Here is a 22,244-nt window from a genome sequence, read left to right as displayed (position 1 = left end):
TAACACCCCCACCCACCCCACTCCTGATTGATTGAACTCAAAGCGGTACCTCCTCCGGGCCGCACTTTTACACCTATCAATCATTCAGGATTATTGATCCTTATGTCACAACTCACTCCGCTCCCCCCAACACCGGCAGAGACCCTGCCATTGGCATCTGGCGCCTTGCATCGACTCAGTGCCCTGGACATCACGTTCGCCGAGGAGCTCAAGTCTTTGCCAAAAGCCAGCGCCGCAATCATTGAAACGCTTGGCGGGCAGGACGACTCGGCCAAAGAAACCAGCGTGGCTGCGCTGCTCCAACAGCTCGACGATTTCTGGCAAGCCCCCAGCGCCAAAGGTCCAGTTCGTAAAGCACTGTTCATTCAGGGCATGGAGCAGGCACTGCGCAACGAGGTGATCGTCAAAAACCACGAACGCCATCTGGACCCGCAATATGCTGCTTGCTTACCCCTGCCAACAGTCAGTAAACAGATCGGCCGTTCTCTGGAGATGTTCACGCTGCATGTGCAACTCAATGACAAGACAACCATTGAGATCGCTGGCGCGCTGGTGTTCATTTCAATCACAGGCCTGACCTTGCTGGTCTTGCCCGGCCTGGGTACGGAGGGTTTCGCAAGCCGCACCGCCTTTGGCACAACGCTTGTTCAGTGGCTCAACAACGATGTGTTGCGTCATGCGCTGTTCAACAATGCCCAGCAGCGCGACCAGCAATTACTGGAGACGATCACACAGGATCCGAGCCTCTATCTGGAGCCGTTTAGCGCTGCCGACCTGCAACTGCAACCGGTCACCGGCAGTCCCTTTGCCCATGCTTTCGAGCGCCAACTCCACAAGCAACGCAGCGATGTGCGCCATGCCTGCCTCAATGCCAAGGCAACCGACAGTAAAACGATCTCTGCACGAATCGCGGCGGCCATGGACATGCAGGGGCTGTTTGGCCCCGGGGCCATGCTTGCACAGCGCGAAATGGCTTACTGGGAACGCCAGCAGCGCAGGAATCTGCCCCACTGGATCAAGGTCGCCAGCCAGGACGACCTCAATCAATATCAGCAACGCCTGACCCATTACGAACAGAGCCGCACGGCATTGCTCAGCGCCCTGGGTGGCGCAACTTCCCATGAGTCCTTCGCCAGAATACGGCTGCGCGCTCGCATCGCTTCCGACCTTGGCTACGATCTGGAACCCGAGCAGATCATGATCACGACACAACGCCGACTGGCAATCACCGGCGAACTTTATACGACCCGGCGCTCGCTGCTGGAAATGGCACTGTACGGGCTGCATCCCGGAGACACGGACGCCAGCTCGGCATTCCAGATGCTGAGCACCTTCCGCCTGAACGGCACGCTGATGCAAACGAGCCATCCACTGCTAACCCACGCTTACGTGGCGAAGCTGGTCGACGATCTGAATCTGGGCACTGTATTTCGCGAGTACCAACAAACGGTCTACGCAACTGAGCACAATCAGCAACTGATGCGCGACCTCACACGCAAGCAGGTAACCGCTCTGGCCTACGCGGCAAAGATGCAGGCGCATATCCTGGCGGACGATTTCGCGATCATTGAGCAGATCGAGACGGATGCAACGGGGCAGACCACGCCAAATCTGCAAGTCCAGCAGATCAAGCTTGATGACGGCGACATTCTGGGCGGCATGCTGATTTTTCGTAAAAACGATGCCCAGGGACGCCTTGAGCGGCTGATCATGTTCGCTGCCGATGCGCCGAGGGCACAACGTTTTCAAGCCTTCGACAACCAGACTCAACTCACCCACGAACTGGTCAGCTGGACCACATCGCCTGAAATGAGCCGTTATTTGCTTAAACAGGTGCCAGCGTCCAGCCGTGAAAATCTCGAGAAGCGCTTCGCCGCCCTGCGCCTCAAGCCTTACCCACCCGCCAACTACGTTCAGCTAATCACCCGCAGCCACTACAATCAGGCCCTTGGGCAGTTCGTGCGCCAGCATGTGCGAGTGGCCGCCGCCGATCAGGCGCAACGAACGCCGGACTGGTTCATGCGCGCCAGCCTCGCCGAGCGACAGGAACTGCTAGCCCTGGAAGATGCGATAGCCGGCGCTACCGAAAACTTCCACGCAAAACCGCCGACCCAGTCGCAGGATTTCGAGGATTATGTTCATCAGCGCGCCAGCAAAAAAATCAGCGAGTTACTGGGTGTGGCTGAAGGCAGCGTCGATCCGGACCAGATCATCATCACCTCCCAGCGCGAAGTACTGAGCTACACGCAGATGTTGCGCAACGGCTATGACGATACCCTTGGGCTGCTCAGCAGCAGCGCCGACACCGAAGCAACATTCAGTGGCCCGTCGTCTATCGATCTGACGCCACTGACGCCGCAAAAAGTCGCACGCTCGGTACATGGCAAGTGGCTCAGCGACGATTACATCAAGCTGGTCAGGGATACCCTGCTCGATCCTGCCTCTCCCGGTTACGACCATCGCCGGCGCAGCAGCCTGCAGATCACCGTACTGCAAATGAAAGCGGCTGCACTGCGTGGCTATCTTAAAGGTCAACTCGACTCAAAGCAGTACCAGTGGCTCCGGTTATCCATGAGCCATCTGCACCGGACCGACAGCCCGGCGCGGCTCCTCTATCCGCTGCACACCTTGCAACTGCGCCTGGAAAACCCGCTGATAGGCACCGATATCTCCAAGGTGGGCGAAGTCGTGAACGATCTCTATAACGCGGTTTCACCTGGCAGGGTCGAGCTGATTCAGGTTGAAACCGTTCAGGGTTGTTATTTGTTGTCATCCGCCGACGCGACCCAGGCAACAATGCTTTACACCCCGCAGGCACCGGATGGTCTTGAGTTGCGCCTGTTGAGCGACTTCAAAAGCTCGCTCTCAACCTCCGGCATGATCGATTACTACAAAGACCGCTGCCGGATTGATGCACGCCGCAAACTGTCGTTCTTCCTGCGCGACATGAGAGAAGGCGGAGAGAGCAAACCGCCGGTCATACCGCGGGATGCAGTGAACGACTTCCAGGATCTCTGCTTCAATCGCCCCCTCGAGCGCCAACTGCGCGATGTGGAGGACACGACCACTGGCCGCAGCGATATGCTGGCGAAACTGGCCTGGATAACATTCGAGCTGGTCGCCACAGTGGTAACGCTGCCCTTCCCACCGGCCAGCTTCGCGGTCGGCGCGCTGCTTTCCCTGCGCGACAGCATGAAAGCCCTGCAAGCCTTCGCCAATGGCGACCGGGAAACCGCCAGCGCCTACATTCTCAGCTCACTGTTCAACAGCCTGGGCGCGGCCGGGGATTTGTCAGCCGGCATGAAAGGCTTCGGTGCATTGCGCCAACTCGGGCACAACGGCAAACATACGTCAGTACTTCCGGCCGCGAAAAACATCACACGCGTCCCCACCCAGGCGGACCTGCATCCCGTGCACCTCGAGGGGGAGACCTTCTGGCGCAGCAAGCCAAACGCGAATGGCCATGCATCGGTGTACCACGTGAACAGCGATCTTTCCAAAGCCCCACAACCGACCGGAGAGTTCGCCCAGCGTGACCTGGACGGTGCATGGCGCCCCTTGGGCCAGCCTGTCGCCCAGTCGACAGCCCTGAACGCAGACGGCATAAAACAGGGGATCGCCGTGAACATTTCACTGAAAGATACGAGCCCGTTGTCGTCCGGCCACGCCAATGGCGTCAGCCTGATCAATAACAAGTATTACATCGAACTCGGCACTCAGGTTTTCGAGGTCCACTTCGATGCGGGAGCGCGCTGCTGGAACATCATCGACCCGCAAAATCCGTTCGCCTTCTTCGGCAGGCGTCCGGTACGGCTGGATGCTCAGGGCAAATGGCAACTCCTGCTGCGACACAATCTGCGTGGCGGGATGGACGATACATTCAGGCCGCTGGTGAGTGAAACCGCGACAACCGCCGACCCCATTACCAGTGCGGTAGTGCCCTATGAACTGCCACTGCAGTTACGCCCACATTTCAGCATTCTCAGTAATACCAGTAACACGATGGACGCACTGGGGCTGGATCTTGAAGACTATTTCAATGCTGTTTTCAGAGAGGTGCGCTCCAGATTCTCAGCCCAACGAGACAAACTCTACCTTGATGCGCAGGCATTTTTTACGTCGGCCGTTCCGGCACCACGCCCGGTGTTACCTAGCCTGGACGCGAACGCCGGAGCTACCGGGCTGATCAGGAAAGTCTTCGAAAACAGCAACGCGATGGTTATCAGCGAGGCCCCAAGGTCCCTCGCCAGCAAGCGTCTACTCATCGAAAACATGGCCGCGCTGGCTGAACAGGACGTGAAGGTTTTGTACATTCCGCATCTGTTTACCGATCTGCATATGTACAAACTGGAGAAATACCGAAAGTTGGGGGCCAGAAGCAAGACAGGCTCAAGTGACCTGAAATTCTGGCTGGAAGAACTCAACGGCGGCGCACTGAGAAACCGCAGCAAGGAATATGACTACTATCACTTGATAAAGACCGCGCACCGCCATGGTCTGGAAGTTCGACCGATCAGCTCTTCGGTCAGCTACCCACTGCTCAATAATCCGGTGGCAATCGCAGCGGGCGACCTGGCAACTGAACAAAAAATGAGCAACTTCTTCGCACATACAGTTATTAGCGCCGACGTTACGTCTCATCCATCACGCCGCTGGGTGGCGTTACTCGACCAGAAATTTGCCAATACGTATCAACAAGTCCCTGGCATCGCCGAGCTGCAAGGCGCGATCAGCGTGCGCGTACGCGAAGTGCCCCTCGGTCGACCGACCGTTATCAGCCGGGAGATTGAAGAAACCGGCAATGCGTTTGGCAAGTCCGATTTCCGGATCGAAATGGCCAACCCGCTGATCCAGGATCAAGGCGCATCAAGCCTGGCTACAGCACTGACGCAATCGCCGCCCAGCCGACTGGATGACGCGCTTTATCAGCAGATACATAGAAAATTCAGGGGCGAACTCGATAACCCCTACACGGGCAAGCCAGGGTTTGAGTGGAATGACGCCAGCGGCTGGCAACCAGTCGACGTGCAACACTGGCCCGCTGAAACGCCACCTACGGCCCTGCAACTGTCCTTGCGGGACACCGCCTATTCGATGCCCGCAGAAACACGAGACACCCTGCATGAATTGATCAATTTCGAGAACCGTGGGCTGGACTCGCGTTACTTCAGCGCCAATAAACAGCACTCGTTGGTCAGTGACCAATTCTTCAATCTGCGCCACGCATTGCAGAAAGATGCCCGGACCATCATCGTCAAGGAGTTACCGGCTCGCCCAACCATGCCAGCCGTTGCACCGGGCATAAGCCATGGCGATTTTCTCGAAGATCTGTATCAGCATGCCGATGGTGTGGTCATTGGAGAGGTCCATTCTTCCATTGCCAGCAAGAAGCTGATCATCGACAACTTGCCGTTACTGTCCAGACAAGAGGTAAAAACGCTCTACATCGAGCACCTGCTCAGCGACGTCCATCAGGCAGACCTGGATCGTTTCGTCGACACCGGCTACATGAGCAAAACCCTGCTCCATGACTTGAAAAGGATGGACCGAGGTCATAACACCGATGTCGACGGCGTTTACACCTTTGAACAGCTGATCACCAAGGCGCGCGGTCAGGGCCTGGAAATCAGGGCTTTGGACTGTGCCGCCAGCTACTACCTCAAAGACCTGGAAAGTCTGGCGCCGACTACTCGGCAACAGATGTTCAGCCACTTCGCTTCGCGCACAGTGCGCAAACATCAAGAAGTCATGGGGGCCCACAAGTGGATTGCACTGGTCGGTAACAGCCATGCCAATACGTTTGAAAAAATTGTCCCGGGACTCGCCGAGCTGGAAGGCGGTATCGGCGTACGAGTGATCGATGTAAAGCCCGGTCAGGCTCGAGGCATCTCGATAGACCCAGGAGAGAAGGTGACCGATACCTTGAGCAGTCAACAGAGCTTCATCAAAAGTGACTTTCGGGTAGAGATGGAAACCTTCAAACCCGCCGTTGCCGTCCGACCTGCGCAATCGTTGCCTGTCGAGGAAAGACTGATCAGGCCTGGGATGTTTTTCGTCGAAGAGAGTGAAAACAGCCTGCCTGTGATCGTCCATCGCGCACGGGACAATGCCATTCATCGCACGCCGGTGAAGGTCAACGCACAAGGACAGGTTTATGTGGAGCGAGCTACCTGGACCTCGGTCAACCTGAAACCTTACGTAGATATGGATGCGCTGATAGTGGGGCTGGAGGAAATCAATCTGACGCGGGTTGCGTGAGACGCGATGATCTTGTGAGAGCCGCCCCGGTGTCCCTGACACCACGCTGTCGCGCAGCAAACACGGACCCTGTAGGAGCGCGCTTGCCCGCGATTCGGTCTGTCAGTCGATGAATATATTGCCTGTGCTGACGCGATCGCGGGCAAGCGCGCTCCTACAGATGAAAAAGTACTCCAAATCAAATAGTTGTAGTTTGTTTGATAGGAGCCGGGCTTGCCCGCGATGAACGATGACGCGGTGTGTCTGACGAACCGTAGCGCCTGAATCGCGAGTAAGCACCGCACATATAAAACCGGGTTATTCCCGTTGGAGCGCCCTGCACCCAAAATAACTAAACCTTAGGCAACCGCTGCTCCAGCAATTGGTGCAGCGCGCTATCGGCGGGCCAGTTGCGCATGAAGCGGGCGCGGTCGCGGGCGAAGGCGGTCGCGAACGAGGCCTGCGAGGTGTGCTGGCACATGGCGTCCAGATCAATCAAAGCCCAGCGATCCTGGCGCCAGAACACGTTATGGCCTTTCAGATCACCATGGCTGATGCGCTCACGCACCAACTGCTCGAAAAGCTGATCCAGCGCCACCAGCTCGCTTTCCGGCGCATCTCCCGACGTTACGTAAGGCGCGAAGCGCTCGATGATATCCGGCCCCGGCAAAAACTCGGTGACAAGGTACGCCTTGTTCCGCAGACCGAAAAAGCGTGTTTCCAGCAACGCCAGCGGCTTGGGCGTGGCGATGCCGAGGAACATCAGCCGATTGCCTTCACGCCACGAATGCCAAGCGCGACTGGGGCGCCAGAAGCGCTTGAACCAGTGGGCAAGGTCCTTGATGTTGTAGCGCTTGATCACCAGAGCACGACCATCGACTTCGACCCGGGCGACACTGGCCGCACCGCCGGTCTTGTACATGTGACCCTGATCCAGCAGCGCATCAGCGTTAGCCAGCACCGGCAACATCGCAGGCTCTTCTTCCCGGCGAATCGCGCGCAGTTGCGACGGCTCATCAATCACGCTGAACAGACTGCAATCACGCCCCGCCTTGTCCAGATAATCCTTCAATCGCCAGGCACGTACCTTGTCGATCTGCTTCTGCAACGCTTCCATGGGCAGACCATGTTCGCCATTGCTCAACAGGTAATGCACCAACAACTCTTCGGTGAAGGGTTCCAGAGACTTGGGCAACTGAGCGAAAAACACGCCGAGGTTTTCCAGCACTTTTTGCCGGGACAGCGGTTTGCCCGCCTCTTCAGCACGAATCCCCGCGCCATCGATCAAGTACAACTTGCCGTTGCAGCGCAAAAGGTTGTCCAGATGCAGGTCTTCCTGCCACAGCCCTTTGAGGTGCAACTGAGCGATGGCCGACAACGCCTCGCCCAACACGTCCTGCTGCGCGTCGCTCAACGGCGTCTGATCTTCCACCTCAAGCCAAGCGTCACCGAGGCTGCGGGCCTGTTCGAGAAACTCGAATAGCAACCAGCCGCCCTCGCCGTCCTGAAGACCGTCAGCCAGCAACAATGGCGTGGTCATGCCTTGCGCAGCCAATGCACGTACGCCTTCCAGCTCACGCTGAAAATGTCGTGGGGCTTTTGGGCCAACCAGTAATTTGGCCAACACTGTCCGGCCACGCCATACGCCCGCACCGACATAACGCTGACCGGGCAGAACCCGCAGCAACGTCAATAATTGCAATTCAGCAGGACCGGCCGCATCCGCCAATGACAGATTGATCGGCAAGACGGGCGTACGTCCGGCCTCTTTGAGTTCAGACAAACGCATCAACGGATCTCTTCGTGTTCGCTGCGCCGTGCAGCGCGCTTGTGAGTGCCGCGCTCACCGAGCCGCACATACAAATCTTCGACCTGCGGGCTCTCGAGCCCCGCTTGCAGATAAGCCGCCAGCAGCTCCCGCACCTGCGCACTGCTCCACATCGGCGCCCGACGCAAGAGTGGCTCAAGGTCCTTGATCCGGTCACGCATCCCGAGCAGCAAGGGCCGGGTCTTCTCCAGATCAATCAACTGCGCGCGATAAAAGCCCGCCTTGGCCCGCATGAAAATATGCTTGGGATAGAAGCAACCGTGTATCTGTCGGGCCGCGTGCAGCGTGCGCGCCAAATCACCGCAGGATTGCAGAATCGCAGACTGTTGCTGGCTCTCCATCTCGGGCCAATGCTGCAGCAGCGTATCCAGATCAGTCCAGCCATCCAGCGCCCGCGTCATGAGGATTGCACGGCGCTCGCCATTGACGCGCTGCTCGCCGTAAAACACCGCCTGCAACGCCGGAATACCCAACTTCTGGTAGCGGCTGATGTTACGAAACTCGCGGGAAAACGACGGCTCGCCAAGCGGATGGTGCAAGGTGCGAGTCAGGTAGTTGCTCTGGCGCTTGAGGTAGAAGCCCGTGCCTTCAAGCTCCATGCGGAACACGCTGCTCCAGCCGCCGCGACCGGTATTGGGCTCATCGACAGCATCGAGCTGGACCTCCCAAAGCGAGTCGAAATCAGCCAGGCCATGGCGTTCAAGCAACGGGCGCTCGCTGGGTGCAATAAAATCAGTCATTCGCGCCCCTCAAAGAAACTGACAACATGGCGGATACGTTTCTTGTCGGACGCGTTCAGCCGCGTTCGCTGTCGATACTGCAAATAGAAGCGCAGACGCTGTGTGTTGGACAGATGGTATTTACCTAACTTATCCAGACACGCCAGATCCTTGGTAATTCGATACCGCAACATGAAGCTTGTCCAGAACGCTCCATTGGGGCAATCGATCAGGAATACCCTGGCTTGATCGTCGACCAACAGATTGCGCCACTTCAGGTCGTTGTGCGTAAAGTTCTGGTCATGCATGGCACGCGTGTAGCGGGCCACCTGACGGCTGATCGTATCCACCCACGAGCGGTCGGACAGCCGTGGGTCTTCACGCTTTGCCACGGCGGACAAATCTTCGGTATTGGGCAATTCACGGGTAATCAACGCACCGCGATCGTAAGCGGTGCCGCGACGCTCCAGCCCCCAGGCGACCACCTCGGCAGTAGGAATGCCCCATTTGGCAAAACGCTTGAGGTTCTGCCACTCGGATTTGACACGCGGCTTGCCCAGGTAGCGACGCAAGCCTTTACCAGCGCCCACATAACGTTTGACGTAATAGTTAACGCCTTCGCGCTGAACCTTGATCACTTCCGACAATGGGTCCCGGGTCAGTCGTTCGCCTTCCAACGCAAACACCGCGTCAAGGCTGCCAAATTCGTCACTCAAGGACGCGTAGGCCGGCTCCAGATTCCAACCTGCCATCAGAGCGCGTCCCCGTAGCGGACTTTACGCTCATAAAGCTTGTCGGCTTTGACCTCAAGCCACCGCAGCAGCCTGGCCTCTTGCGCCAGAATCTGGCGCAACGGTTGCTGGAAGTAGCCTTTGAGAAAGCGCAACTTGTCGCGCCGCGTCAGGCCGATATCCAGTGCAGAAAAGTACAGTGCGGCCAGATCCTTATTGCGCCAGCGCGGAGTAATTGCCCGGCGGGTCTGGGCGCGATGCAGGTCGATCACCGAGAGGCGGAAATCATCGGCCGTGACCGGTTTGTCGGTGTGCAGCAGGAAGTGGCAGATGTAGCAGTCACGATGGTTGACACCCGCGCGATGCATCATGCCCACCAACCGCGCCACTTCGGCAATGAACGCGCGCTTGAGGCGTGGCTCTGGCGGCTCGTTCCGCCAGTTGATGCTGACATCCTCCAGGCTTTCGGTGGGTGCCAGCTCTTCGGTGACTATAAATGAATGCTGCGCAGCCGGGTTGTTGCCCCGCTCGCCGTAAGCCACGGCGGTCATGGTCGGTACGCCCACTTCTTTCAGGCGGGCAATGGCTTTCCACTCCATGCCTGCACCCAGCACGGGCAGTTTGGCGGTGAGCAGGTTCTTGCCGATTTCGCCCCAGCCAATGCCGCGGTGAATCTTGACGAAGTAACCGCGACCATCGACTTCGGTGCGCAAGGTGCGCCGACCTTCGAGTTCGCGATAGACCTGACCGTCCAGACGCTCGACTTCGGCGAAGGCGTCGCGGCCTTCCCAAAGGGTCTTGAACGGTTCAGCGAGGAACAACTTCATGCGTAGTGCTCCGCCAGAATCACATCGGCCGCGTGCTGCGGCATGCTGTAAAGATCGGCTGTATCAGCGAAGGCCAGACCATTGCGGCTCCAGTTGGCGCGCGCAGTGTCGTCGGCCAGTATGTTCGCCAGGTATTCGTTGAGCTGTGTCTGTTCGAACGGCTCATCCAGCACCAGACCGCTGTCGGCTTCGGCGATGTAATGAGCATAGCCACACACCGCGCTGACCAAGACAGGCAGCCCCGCCACCAGCGCTTCAAGCAGCACGGTGCCGGTATTTTCGTTGTACGCCGGATGAATCAGGACGTCGGCCCCCAACAGGAAACGCGGAATGTCGCTACGCCCCTTCATGAAGGTGACGTGATCACCCAGGCCCAGCGTCGCGCTTTGCAGCTGGAATACTTTGGGGTCGTCCTGACCGATTACAAACAGCCGGGTACGTTTTTTAAGTTCGGCTGGCAGCGCGGCGAGCGCTTTCAGGCTGCGGTCCACGCCCTTGGTCTTGAAACCGGAGCCGATCTGCACAAGCAACAAGTCGTCGTCAGCCAACCCGAATTCCTTGCGAAAATCAGCACGAATCTGCGGCGCATCTGCAGGTGCGCGACGATCCTGAGCAATGCCCGGCGGCAACAGATGAAAGCGCGACAAGGGCGTGTCGTAATATTTGATGAACAGCGGCTGCTGGACTTCGGAAATCATCAGCACCTGAGTCTTCGCGTCTTTGGCGAACACCGCTCGCTCGTACTCGGCGAAATGGCGATAGCGGCCCCATTGGCGATACAGCGAATGGCGCAAGGTCTGTGCCTTGTCCTCGAAACAACCGTCGGCGGCGTAGTACACGTCAAGGCCAGGCATTTTGTTAAAACCAATCAGACGGTCCACCGGGCGCTTGGCCAGGTCTGCTTCCATCCAGGCCCTGAGCTTTTCATTGCGGCGATGGTTGAAGAACGCTTTGACCGGTGCCACCAGCACCTCGAAGCCCGGCGGCACTTCGCCTTCCCAGATCAGGGTGTAAACCCGGATCTGATGCCCACGCTGCTGGCACTCCAGAGCGATGCGCATGAAGTCGCGTTGCAGCCCGCCAAACGGGAAGTATTTATACAGTACAAAAGCCAGTTGCATCAGCCGGGCTCCTTTGCCAGCAACAGCGAACCCAATTGGCTCGCTACCCGCTCGGGATTCAAACGAGTGAAGCACATCGGCCACTCGCGTTTTGTATCGAACTGACGGCGGTCTTCATCCGTCGGTTGATACGTACATTTCTTTTGCAGGCACGGCGCACACGCCGGGTAGTCACCCGCCAGATGAACCTGCGACTTGCCGTAAGCACCGGTCAGCCCAGGATTGGTCGGGCCAAACAGGGAAACCGTCGGCACATCAAGCGCTGCGGCCAAATGACCAATACCCGTGTCTACTGCGACGCAGGCCTGCGCACTGGCCAGCACCTGAGCGACACCTGCCAGATTCAGCTTCGGTAGCACGGCTGCATGTTCCAGACCTTCGGCGATGCGCTCGGCACGGGCTTTTTCGCTCGGGTTACCCCACGGCAAGCGCACTTGCAGGCCCTGCGCGCCCATGCGTTCGGCCAACTGCCGCCAGTACAGCTCGGGCCAGTGCTTAGTGTCCCAAGTGGTGCCATGCAGAAATAGAACGAATGGCGGCGTATTGTCGTCTGCACCCAGCAGACGACCACGGTCGAGACCGTAATCACCCAGCCCGGCAGGCACCGCGTAACCCAACGCTTGCCCGAACAGTTGCCGCAGACGCTCAACCGCATGTTGCTCGCGCGCGACGCAATAAGCCTGATCATAGAAGCGACTGGCGATTGGTTCGCGGGCCGAGTCCTTGTCCAGTCCGGCCACGGGTGCGCTGACATAGCGGGTCAGCCAGGCACTTTTCAGCAAACCCTGAGCGTCAATCACCAGGTCGTAATGGGTATCGCGCAAACGTTGTTTGAAGCGCCGCCACTCACCGGTCTTGAACGTCTGCCAGAGATTCTTGCGCCAGCGCCGGATCGCGACCGGAATCACATTGCCAACGGCCGGGTGCCAGGTCGGGATCTCGGCGAAGCCTTCCTCCACCACCCAGTCAAACTGGATACCCGGCACAGCCCGAGCAGCATCAGTCAGTGCTGGCAACGCGTGAATCACATCGCCCAGCGACGAAGTTTTGATCAGCAAGACCCGCAATCAGGCGACCTCCACCGGTGTGGCACCCAGATTACCCAGCGCCTGCACCACGGAATCCGGCTCCAGCAGGCGCATGCAATTGTAGTGGCCAAACCGGCAGGTACGATCAAAGCAAGGGCTGCATTCCAGGCCCAGACGCACGACTTCCACCTGATCGGCCAGCGGCGGCGTGAAGCCCGGCGATGTCGAACCGTAAACCGCCACCAGCGGGCGATTCAGCGCCGCCGCGACGTGCATCAGACCTGAGTCGTTGGAGACCACGGCATCGGCGCACGACAACAGATCAATGGCTTCAGCCAGCGAAGTATCGCCGCTGAGGTTGACCGACTCTTCGCGCAGGCCTGGAATCAGCCGTTCACGAATGCTTTCGCCCACCGGATGATCTTTCTTCGAACCGAACAGCCAGACTTGCCAGCCTTCGCGAATCTTCGTTTCAGCCACTTTCGCGTAATGCTCGGCAGGCCAGCGCTTGGACTCGCCGAACTCGGCTCCCGGACATAACGCAAGCACCGGCCGATCCAGGCTCAGGCGAAACTTGGTCAACGCTGCATCGCGGGTGGCGAGATCAATGCGCAGGTCTGGTTTTGGGTACGGACGCGGCAGCTCGGCACCGGGTTCATACGCCAGCGCCATGAAACGCTCGATCATGAGCGGATACCGCTCTTTGTCGAGCGTGCGCACATCGTTGAGCAGGCCGTAACGAAACTCGCCACGCCAGCCAGTCCGCTTGGGGATGCCAGCAAAAAACGGCACCAATGCGGACTTCAGAGAATTGGGCAGCAGAATCGCCTGATCGTATTGCCCCGCCAGGGACTTGCCAATCCTGCGACGCGTGGCCAGTTCCAGCGCACCGTGGCCCAGCGGAAAGCTCAGGGCCGCGCGCACTTCAGGCATACGCTCCAGAATCGGACGGCTCCATTCCGGGGCCAGGACATCGATGTCGCATTCAGGGTGGCGCTGTTTAAGGCACTGGAACAGCGTTTGCGCCATTACCATGTCGCCTACCCAGCTGGGCCCAACGATCAGAATTCTCATGTTTCATCCAAAACGACAGAAACGATCAGGGAGGCCGATCGGCTTGCGTGACGTTCCCACACAACCCGACGCCTCCCTGTCATAGCTTTATATAGTGCCTTTACCGTAAGAGCGGTTGAGGCACTGTGGGAGCGAATTCATTCGCGAAAGCGGCGCATCGAACACCAAATCTCTATCGGATGTACCGCCCTCTTCGCGAATGAATTCGCTCCCACAGGATCACCGCCAACCAACAAGATGAACGCTAACCCGTGGGACCTCAGATCAACTCAACCCCATCTCCCCCCAGACCCGCATCACTTCGCGGCGCTGGGTTTCAAACTGATCCCCTGGCACGACACCGGCCTGGTTCTGCAAGGCCTGACGGTGAGCGGCCGAGCGGTAGATCTTGTAGACCTCGCGTAGCAGGCTGGCGTCGCTGGCGGGGATCAGCCCGGCCTCTTCCAGCCCTTCTAGAATACGAATGTTATCGGTGTAACGCAGCAGTGCCGGATGCTCCCGGGACCACGCCAAGGCCGCGTATTGCACCATAAATTCGATATCGACGATACCACCGGCATCCTGCTTGAGGTCGAAGGGCACTGTTGCCAGGAAGGCATTTGCCGCCGTACCGGCCGCCGTAACCTTGGTGCCGAGGCTGCCACGCATCTTGGCGCGCATCTCGCTGACCTCCTGCTGCAGCCTGGGCAAATCCCGTTCGCGGCCCAGCACCGACGCGCGCACACCTTCAAATGCCTGCCCTACTTCCCGACTGCCCACCAGCACCCGTGCGCGGACCAGAGCCTGATGCTCCCACGTCCATGCTTCATTTTCTTGATAGCGGGCAAAAGCCCCGAGCGAACTGACCAATAACCCTGATGCGCCAGACGGGCGCAAGCGCATGTCCACTTCATACAGCTGGCCGGAGTTGGTTTGCGCGGTCAGCAAGTGAATGATCCGCTGCCCCAGACGCGTAAAGAACTGCGCGCTATCAATCGGTTTCGCGCCATCGGTTTCAGCCTGCAAGTCGCCATCATGGATGAACACCAGATCAAGGTCCGAACCATGACCCAGCTCGATGCCACCGACTTTGCCATAGCCGACGATGACAAAGCCCGGATCACACAGGCTGCCATCCGGCCGCGACGGCGTTCCGTGGCGCGCAACCGTATGCCGCCACGCCAGCGCCAGCACCTGTTCAAGAATCGCCTCGGCCAGCCAGGTCAGGTAATCGCTGACTTTCATTAAAGGCAGACTGCCGGTGATTTCCGATGCTGCCACGCGCAAACGGTGCGCCAGCTTGAAGTGACGCAAGGCCTCCATCTGCTGTTCAAGGTCATCCTCGGGGATTCGGGTCAGACGCTCGCGCAACTCCGCAGCCAGCTCCAGAGCTTGCGGCGGGTTGAACAGTCTGCCCTCGTTGAGCAACTCATCAAGCAGCAACGGGAAGCGCGCAATTTGCTCGGCAATCCACGGGCTGGCGGCGCACAGCGTCAATAACTGACGCAGTGCATCAGGGTTTTCGGTGAGCAGCACCAGATACGCAGAGCGCCGGGCGACGGCTTCAACCAACGGCAGTACACGCTCAAGCACCAGATCGGGATTGTCGTGTTCGACCGCCTGCGCCAGTAAACGCGGAATAAATGCATCCAGTCGCTCACGGCCAAGACGCTGCATGGAGCGCAACTGGGAGCTGTTGCGCAAATCGTTGAGGTTCTTCAGCGCTTTATCTGCATCAACGAACCCGCCTGACAGCAACTGGCGGCAGGCGGCGTCTTCGTCCTGGGACTCTTCCCACAACGGCAACCATTCCACGCCGACCACCACCTCGGCTTCTTCCTGCTGTTCGTCGTCCGGATCAGAATCGGGGTCCGCGATGACCTGACGGAAATGCCACGACACCCGCCCGCGCCAATGCATCAACTGTTCGTGGAAGCTCTTCCAGTCGGCAAAACCCAGCATGAAGGCGATTCGGGCCTGATCCTTTTCATCCTCAGGCAACATTTGCGTCTGTCGGTCGGCAATGGCCTGGATGGCATGCTCGGTATAACGCAGGAATTCATAGCCCTGACGCAATTCGTCGATGACCGCAGCAGGCAAGTAACCCTGCCCTTCCAGCGTGCGCAGCACTTTAAGCAGCGGGCGCTGTTGCAGGCTCAAGTCCCGTCCACCATGAATCAACTGGAACGCCTGGGCGATGAACTCGACTTCGCGAATGCCACCGGCACCCAGTTTGATGTTCTCCGCCATGCCTTTACGGCGCACTTCCTGCTGAATCAACTGCTTCATGGTGCGCAGCGCTTCAATGGCCGAAAAATCCAGATAGCGGCGATAGACGAACGGCCGCAGCATATCCAGCAACTGCTCGCCCGCCGCCTGATCGCCGCCCACGACACGGGCCTTGATCATCGCGTAGCGTTCCCAGTCCCGGCCCTGATCCTGGTAATACTGCTCCAGCGCATTGAAGCTCAGCACCAAGGCCCCGGATGAACCGTAAGGCCGCAGGCGCATGTCAACGCGGAACACGAAGCCGTCGACGGTTATCGGGTCCAGCGCCTTGATCAAACGCTGCCCCAGACGGATGAAAAACTCCTGGTTATCCAGTGGGCGCTTGACCCCCACCGTCTCGCCGCCTTCCGGATAAGCGAAGATCAGGTCGATGTCCGACGAAAGGTTCAGCTCCACCGCGCCCAGCTTGCCCATGCCCAGAATGACCATCTGCTGCGCTTCGCCGCTGCGCCGCCCCGTAGGCGTGCCGAACTGCTGGCAATGGCGCTCGTACAACCATTGGTAAGCCAGGTCGATGCAGCCATCAGCCATGTCGGACAGATCGCGACAGGTTTCCACCAGATCGGCCTGCCGGGTCAGGTCGCGCCAGATAATCCGCACTTGCTGCCGCGCACGCTGGCGACGTAGATTACGCCCCAGTTCGTCCTCGCTGACGGCTTCGGCCACCGCTGCCGCGAGCTGCCCGCGCAGCTCACCGGGAGCGAAACTGCGCTCCAGCTCGCCGGATTCCGCGAGGTCCAGCAACAGATGAGGGTCACGACAGACCTGCTCGGTGACAAAGTCACTGGCTGCGCAAACCCGGTCGAACGCTGCGCGACGAGAATCAGGCCAGCCGTCGAAAGATGTCGTAGCACCGTCCGACGAAGCAACAAGGGATGTGCGAAACGTCTGTTGCGCACGAGAGACTAAAGGCAGCAGGATGGCCGGAATATCGGCCAGCGAAGGTAGGCTCATGGTCTATCCTAGATCGGCGTGCGAAGCGCTGTGTAGCGCGCAAAAAACCTGCGAGCGACTGACAGGACTGTCGAACAAAAGTCATAAATTGCTGGGATAGTTAATTTTGTAGCAGCCAGCATCTGATTTGATTCGCATATGTTTGTTTTCAACCAACAGGAACGTTTTATCCCACAACACATGACGAACCTTTTATACGCTTCCCTGTAGCTTTACTACTGCCCCTACAGTTCGAAAGGCTGAAATAGCCGACGATTTGTAGTAAAACTACACGCCGCCGGAACAACCGCCGGTCATCCAAGAATTTATGTCGTCTGCCCACAAGGCCAGTCGCAAACACTCAGGCAACCGATTCTGGAAGCCTTTCCGCCCTGGAGCAAGCCATGCAAGACCTCGATCCCGTCGAAACCCAGGAATGGCTGGACGCCCTGGAATCGGTTCTCGACAAAGAAGGCGAAGACCGTGCTCATTACCTGATGACCCGTATGGGCGAGCTGGCCACCCGTAGTGGTTCGCAGCTGCCGTACGCCATCACCACGCCTTATCGCAACACGATTCCGGTCACTCACGAAGCACGCATGCCTGGCGACCTGTTCATGGAACGCCGCATTCGCTCCCTGATCCGCTGGAACGCGTTGGCCATGGTTGTCAAAACCAACCTGAATGACCCAGACCTGGGCGGTCACATCTCCAGCTTCGCATCCAGCGCCACGCTGTATGACATTGGCTTCAACTACTTCTTCCAGGCCCCGACCGACGAACACGGCGGCGACCTGATCTACTTCCAGGGTCACGCATCGCCAGGCGTTTACGCCCGTGCGTTCATGGAAGGCCGGATCACCGAAGAACAAATGAACAACTTCCGTCAGGAAGTCGATGGCAAAGGCCTGTCGTCTTATCCACACCCGTGGCTGATGAAAGATTTCTGGCAGTTCCCGACTGTATCCATGGGTCTGGGTCCAATCCAGGCGATCTACCAGGCGCGCTTCATGAAGTACCTGGAGCATCGCGGTTACATCCCTGAAGGCAAGCAGAAAGTATGGTGCTTCCTGGGCGACGGCGAGACCGACGAGCCGGAATCCCTGGGCGCCATCGCGCTGGCCGGTCGTGAAAAACTCGACAACCTGATCTTCGTCGTCAACTGCAACCTGCAGCGCCTCGATGGCCCGGTTCGCGGTAACGGCAAGATCATTCAGGAACTCGAAGGCGTATTCCGCGGTGCTCAGTGGAACGTGACCAAAGTAGTCTGGGGCCGCTTCTGGGATCCACTACTGGCCAAGGACGTCGACGGCATCCTGCAACGTCGTATGGACGAAGTGATCGACGGCGAGTACCAGAACTACAAAGCCAAAGACGGCGCGTTCGTCCGTGAACACTTCTTCAACACGCCTGAACTCAAGGCGATGGTTGCTGACCTGTCCGACGACGAAATCTGGAAACTCAACCGTGGCGGTCACGACCCGTACAAAATGTACGCGGCGTACCACCAGGCTGTTAACCACAAAGGTCAACCGACCGTGGTTCTGGCCAAGACCATCAAAGGTTACGGTACCGGTGCTGGCGAAGCGAAAAACACTGCGCACAACACCAAGAAAGTCGATGTCGACAGCCTGCGTCACTTCCGTGACCGCTTCGACATCCCGGTCAAAGACGACCAGCTGGAAGCCCTGCCATTCTTCAAACCGGAAGAAGGCAGCGCCGAAGCCCGTTACCTGAGCGAGCGTCGTGCTGCGCTGGGCGGCTTCGTACCACAGCGTCGCGCTGAAAGCTTCAGCCTTCCGACTCCTCCACTGGAAACCCTCAAGGCGATCCTGGACGGTTCCGGCGACCGCGAAATTTCCACCACCATGGCCTTCGTGCGGATCCTCTCGCAACTGGTCAAGGACAAGGAAGTTGGCCCGCGCATCGTGCCGATCATCCCGGACGAAGCCCGTACCTTCGGTATGGAAGGCATGTTCCGCCAACTGGGCATCTACTCTTCCGTCGGCCAGCTTTACGAGCCAGTCGATAAAGAACAAGTGATGTTCTATCGCGAAGACAAGAAAGGCCAGATCCTCGAAGAAGGCATCAACGAAGCAGGCGCGATGTCCTCCTTCATCGCTGCCGGTACTTCGTACTCCAGCCACAACCAGCCGATGATTCCGTTCTACATCTTCTACTCGATGTTCGGTTTCCAGCGTATCGGTGACCTGGCCTGGGCCGCTGGCGACAGCCGCACCCGTGGCTTCCTGATCGGCGGCACCGCCGGCCGTACCACCCTGAACGGCGAAGGTCTGCAGCACGAAGACGGTCACAGCCACATCCTGGCATCGACCATCCCGAACTGCCGCACCTTCGACCCGACTTACGGCTACGAGCTGGCAGTGATCATCCAGGACGGCATGCGCCGGATGTTCGAAGAACAGCAGGATGTTTTCTACTACCTGACCGTGATGAACGAATCCTACGCCCAGCCAGCCATGCCGGCCGGTGTCGAGGAAGGTATCGTCAAAGGCATGTACCTGCTCGAAGAAGACACCAAGGAAGCGGCGCACCACGTCCAGTTGCTGGGCTCGGGCACCATCCTGCGTGAAGTTCGCGAAGCGGCGAAAATCCTGCGTGACGAATTCAACATTGGTGCTGATGTCTGGAGCGTGACCAGCTTCAACGAACTGCGTCGCGACGGTCTTGCCGTAGAGCGCAGCAACCGCCTGCACCCTGGCCAGAAGCCAGCTGTAAGCTACGTTGAAGAGTGCCTGGCGGGCCGTAAAGGTCCGGTGATTGCATCGACCGACTACATGAAACTGTTCGCTGACCAGATCCGTCAGTGGGTTCCGACCAAGGAATACAAAGTCTTGGGCACTGACGGTTTCGGCCGCAGCGACAGCCGCAAGAAACTGCGTAACTTCTTCGAAGTCGACCGTCACTTCGTTGTGCTGGCCGCTCTGGAAGCCTTGGCTGATCGTGGCGATATCGAACCTAAGGTTGTGGCTGAAGCCATCGTCAAGTTCGGCATCGATCCTGAAAAACGCAACCCACTGGATTGTTAAGAGTCTGCTTCGAGATCGTATAACGCGCTGAACGAGGAGCGACAAGGCAGCTGAAGATGCGGAATTTACCGTTTTTGATGAACGTTAAATGAGCATCCGAAAGCTGTTTTGTCGCAACTGACTAACCCGGCGCAATCGAGAGTGAACAGGTTCTCCGAAGGAGAGACATTGTGAGTGAGCTAATTCGCGTACCCGACATCGGCAACGGTGAAGGTGAAGTTATTGAGTTGATGGTCAAGGTCGGTGATCGCATCGAAGCTGACCAGAGCGTTCTGACGCTCGAGTCGGACAAGGCGAGCATGGAAATTCCTGCTCCCAAGGCTGGCGTCATCAAGACCATGAAGGTCAAGCTGGGCGACCGCCTGAAAGAAGGCGACGAGCTGTTTGAGCTGGAAGTTGAAGGCGAAGCTGCCGCTGCGCCTGCTGAAGCTGCTGCCCCTGCTGCTGCCGCTCCGGCACCGGCCGAAAAGCCTGCTGAAGCTGCACCAGCGCCTGCTGCTGAGCCAGCTGCTGCCGCGGCTGAAACCGTGCAGGACATCCACGTACCGGACATCGGTTCGTCGGGCAAAGCCAAGATCATCGAACTGATGGTCAAGGTCGGCGACACCATCACTGCCGATCAATCGTTGATCACTCTGGAGTCCGACAAAGCCAGCATGGAGATCCCGTCTCCAGCCGCAGGCGTTGTCGAAGCCATCCTCGTCAAGCTCGAAGACGAAGTTGGCACCGGCGACCTGATCCTGAAATTGAAAGTGGCTGGCGCTGCGCCTGCTGCTGCCCCTGCTCAAGCTGCCGCTCCTGCTGCTGCCGCACCGACCAAGGCTGAAGCTGCTCCGGCTGCTGCGCCAAAAGCAGAGGCTCCAACTGCTGCGCCGGCTCAAACAGCTGCAGCTCCGGCCAAAGACGGCGCCAAGGTTCACGCAGGCCCGGCAGTTCGCCAACTGGCCCGTGAGTTCGGCGTTGAACTGAGCGCAGTCAGCGCAACCGGCCCACACGGCCGTGTGCTGAAAGAGGACGTGCAGGTTTACGTCAAGGCCATGATGCAGAAGGCCAAGGAAGCTCCAGCGGGCGGCGCAAGCGGCGGCGCGGGCATCCAGCCAATCCCTGAAGTCGACTTCAGCCGTTTCGGCGAAATCGAAGAAGTGCCGATGACCCGCCTGATGCAACTGGGCGCCACCGGTCTGCACCGTAGCTGGCTGAACATTCCGCACGTTACACAATTCGACCAGGCCGACATCACCGACCTGGAAGCTTTCCGCGTTGCGCAGAAAGCCGTTGCCGAGAAAGCAGGCGTCAAACTGACCATCCTGCCTCTGCTGCTCAAGTCTTGCGCCTTCCTGCTCAAGGAACTGCCAGACTTCAACGCTTCGCTGGCACCAAGCGGCAAAGCAGTGATCCGCAAGAAATACGTCAACATCGGCTTTGCTGTTGATACCCCTGAAGGCCTGCTGGTACCGGTCATCAAGGACGTCGACAAGAAGAGCCTGCTGCAACTCGCTGCCGAAGCCGCAGTACTGGCTGAAAAAGCCCGTACCAAGAAGCTCTCAGCGAACGAAATGCAGGGCGCCTGCTTCACTATCTCCAGCCTCGGCCACATTGGCGGCACCGGCTTCACGCCGATCGTCAACGCGCCTGAAGTGGCGATTCTGGGTGTTTCCAAGGCAACCATGCAGCCGGTTTGGGATGGCAAAGCCTTCCAGCCGAAGCTGATGCTGCCATTGTCGCTGTCCTACGATCACCGCGTAATCAACGGCGCAGCCGCCGCGCGCTTCACCAAGCGCCTGAGCGATCTGCTGGCTGATATCCGCACGATCCTGTTGTAAGCCTGGCTGGGTGCTCGCTCTCCTTGGTGGGAGCGAATTCATTCGCGAAAGCGGTGTATCAGGCAATGATTTGCTGGATGTGCCGCCCTCTTCGCGGATGAATCCGCTCCCACAGGGGCGGCGCCAGAGCGACCTGCTGGCTGATATCCGCACGATCCTGTTGTAAGCCTGGCTGGGTGCTCGCTCTCCTTTGTGGGAGCGAATTCATTCGCGAAGGCGGTGTATCAGGCAATTATTTGCTGGATGTGCCGCCCTCTTCGCGGATGAATCCGCTCCCACAGGGGCGGCGCCAGAGCCACCTGTTTCACCGAGCCAAACCGCTCGACCTCAACCCCGCCCACTTGGCGGGGCTTTTTTTGTGCGCGATTTGGCAAAGTGCGGCGAAATGCCGCTAATCCGGAATATTCCCCCACCGCTGGCAAAGCCTTGATCTAGAGCGCTTAATTCATAAACTGCATACAACCAGCCTATTATGGCCAAACATTTATAGCACTAAGCCACCGCGCTCCCTTGTCAGCCAGTGCTGCATGATGCAACCTTGCCACACGCGAAATCAGAAAGGGCCCCGCCCGCACGCGTTCAGTATTCCGAAAGCGAGTTCCTTC

At 58.5% G+C, this 22,244-nt stretch carries 11 protein-coding genes; 3 read left to right on the top strand and 8 right to left on the bottom strand.

Annotated elements, in window-relative coordinates; translation table 11 throughout:
* Nucleotides 1-102 precede the first annotated feature (102 nt).
* Nucleotides 103-6,258, top strand: a complete 6,156-nt coding sequence (locus tag K3169_RS03430; protein WP_263269966.1) for a membrane-targeted effector domain-containing toxin — start codon at nucleotides 103-105, stop codon at nucleotides 6,256-6,258.
* Between the two features lie 331 nt (nucleotides 6,259-6,589).
* On the opposite strand, the gene K3169_RS03425 is transcribed toward K3169_RS03430, so the two are convergent.
* From K3169_RS03425 to glnE, 8 genes are all read right to left on the bottom strand, one after another.
* Nucleotides 6,590-8,026, bottom strand: coding sequence for a lipopolysaccharide kinase InaA family protein (locus tag K3169_RS03425; protein WP_263269965.1), 1,437 nt, complete (start codon nucleotides 8,024-8,026; stop codon nucleotides 6,590-6,592).
* Nucleotides 8,026-8,805 (bottom strand): lipopolysaccharide kinase InaA family protein, encoded by a 780-nt coding sequence (locus K3169_RS03420; RefSeq protein WP_099267724.1) that lies wholly within the window; start codon nucleotides 8,803-8,805, stop codon nucleotides 8,026-8,028. Before K3169_RS03420 ends, K3169_RS03425 begins: the two co-directional genes overlap by 1 nt.
* On the bottom strand, nucleotides 8,802-9,536 hold the full coding sequence (locus K3169_RS03415; protein ID WP_231666745.1) for a lipopolysaccharide kinase InaA family protein: 735 nt from the start codon (nucleotides 9,534-9,536) through the stop codon (nucleotides 8,802-8,804). Before K3169_RS03415 ends, K3169_RS03420 begins: the two co-directional genes overlap by 4 nt.
* A complete protein-coding gene (rfaP, locus tag K3169_RS03410; protein ID WP_099267722.1) occupies nucleotides 9,536-10,342 on the bottom strand; it encodes a lipopolysaccharide core heptose(I) kinase RfaP in 807 nt (268 codons plus the stop codon). Before rfaP ends, K3169_RS03415 begins: the two co-directional genes overlap by 1 nt.
* Nucleotides 10,339-11,463 carry a glycosyltransferase family 4 protein gene (locus K3169_RS03405; RefSeq protein ID WP_263269962.1) on the bottom strand — a complete coding sequence of 375 codons (1,125 nt, stop codon included), beginning with the start codon at nucleotides 11,461-11,463 and terminating at the stop codon, nucleotides 10,339-10,341. The genes rfaP and K3169_RS03405 overlap by 4 nt, the downstream gene beginning before the upstream one ends.
* Nucleotides 11,463-12,530: a lipopolysaccharide heptosyltransferase I gene (gene waaC / locus K3169_RS03400; RefSeq protein WP_263269960.1), complete on the bottom strand. Its 1,068-nt coding sequence runs from the start codon at nucleotides 12,528-12,530 to the stop codon at nucleotides 11,463-11,465. Before waaC ends, K3169_RS03405 begins: the two co-directional genes overlap by 1 nt.
* On the bottom strand, nucleotides 12,531-13,565 hold the full coding sequence (waaF, locus tag K3169_RS03395) for a lipopolysaccharide heptosyltransferase II (RefSeq protein ID WP_263269958.1): 1,035 nt from the start codon (nucleotides 13,563-13,565) through the stop codon (nucleotides 12,531-12,533).
* Between the two features lie 264 nt (nucleotides 13,566-13,829).
* Entirely contained in the window at nucleotides 13,830-16,787 is a 2,958-nt protein-coding gene (glnE, locus tag K3169_RS03390) for a bifunctional [glutamate--ammonia ligase]-adenylyl-L-tyrosine phosphorylase/[glutamate--ammonia-ligase] adenylyltransferase (protein ID WP_263269956.1), read from the bottom strand.
* A 383-nt stretch (nucleotides 16,788-17,170) separates the two neighbouring features.
* On the opposite strand from glnE, the gene aceE reads away from it, so the two are divergent.
* Both aceE and aceF read left to right on the top strand, forming a co-directional pair.
* A complete protein-coding gene (gene aceE / locus K3169_RS03385) occupies nucleotides 17,171-19,816 on the top strand; it encodes a pyruvate dehydrogenase (acetyl-transferring), homodimeric type (protein WP_027901057.1) in 2,646 nt (881 codons plus the stop codon).
* 170 nt (nucleotides 19,817-19,986) lie between these two features.
* Nucleotides 19,987-21,639 carry a dihydrolipoyllysine-residue acetyltransferase gene (gene aceF, locus K3169_RS03380; RefSeq protein WP_263269954.1) on the top strand — a complete coding sequence of 551 codons (1,653 nt, stop codon included), beginning with the start codon at nucleotides 19,987-19,989 and terminating at the stop codon, nucleotides 21,637-21,639.
* Nucleotides 21,640-22,244 lie beyond the last annotated feature (605 nt).

The sequence above is a fragment of the Pseudomonas phytophila genome (assembly GCF_025643095.1).
Classification (GTDB): Bacteria; Pseudomonadota; Gammaproteobacteria; order Pseudomonadales; family Pseudomonadaceae; genus Aquipseudomonas; species Aquipseudomonas quasicaspiana.
This window is presented reverse-complemented; position numbering and strand designations above follow the sequence as displayed.

What these genes read in the sequence shown, in the direction of transcription:
- glnE (WP_263269956.1), bottom strand. Translation starts at nt 16,787, where the DNA reads ATGAGCCTACCTTCGCTGGCCGATATTCCGGCCATCCTGCTGCCTTTA.
- K3169_RS03420 (WP_099267724.1), bottom strand. Translation starts at nt 8,805, where the DNA reads ATGACTGATTTTATTGCACCCAGCGAGCGCCCGTTGCTTGAACGCCAT.
- K3169_RS03425 (WP_263269965.1), bottom strand. Translation starts at nt 8,026, where the DNA reads ATGCGTTTGTCTGAACTCAAAGAGGCCGGACGTACGCCCGTCTTGCCG.
- K3169_RS03405 (WP_263269962.1), bottom strand. Translation starts at nt 11,463, where the DNA reads ATGCAACTGGCTTTTGTACTGTATAAATACTTCCCGTTTGGCGGGCTG.
- aceE (WP_027901057.1), top strand. Translation starts at nt 17,171, where the DNA reads ATGCAAGACCTCGATCCCGTCGAAACCCAGGAATGGCTGGACGCCCTG.
- waaF (WP_263269958.1), bottom strand. Translation starts at nt 13,565, where the DNA reads ATGAGAATTCTGATCGTTGGGCCCAGCTGGGTAGGCGACATGGTAATG.
- rfaP (WP_099267722.1), bottom strand. Translation starts at nt 10,342, where the DNA reads ATGAAGTTGTTCCTCGCTGAACCGTTCAAGACCCTTTGGGAAGGCCGC.
- K3169_RS03430 (WP_263269966.1), top strand. Translation starts at nt 103, where the DNA reads ATGTCACAACTCACTCCGCTCCCCCCAACACCGGCAGAGACCCTGCCA.
- K3169_RS03415 (WP_231666745.1), bottom strand. Translation starts at nt 9,536, where the DNA reads ATGGCAGGTTGGAATCTGGAGCCGGCCTACGCGTCCTTGAGTGACGAA.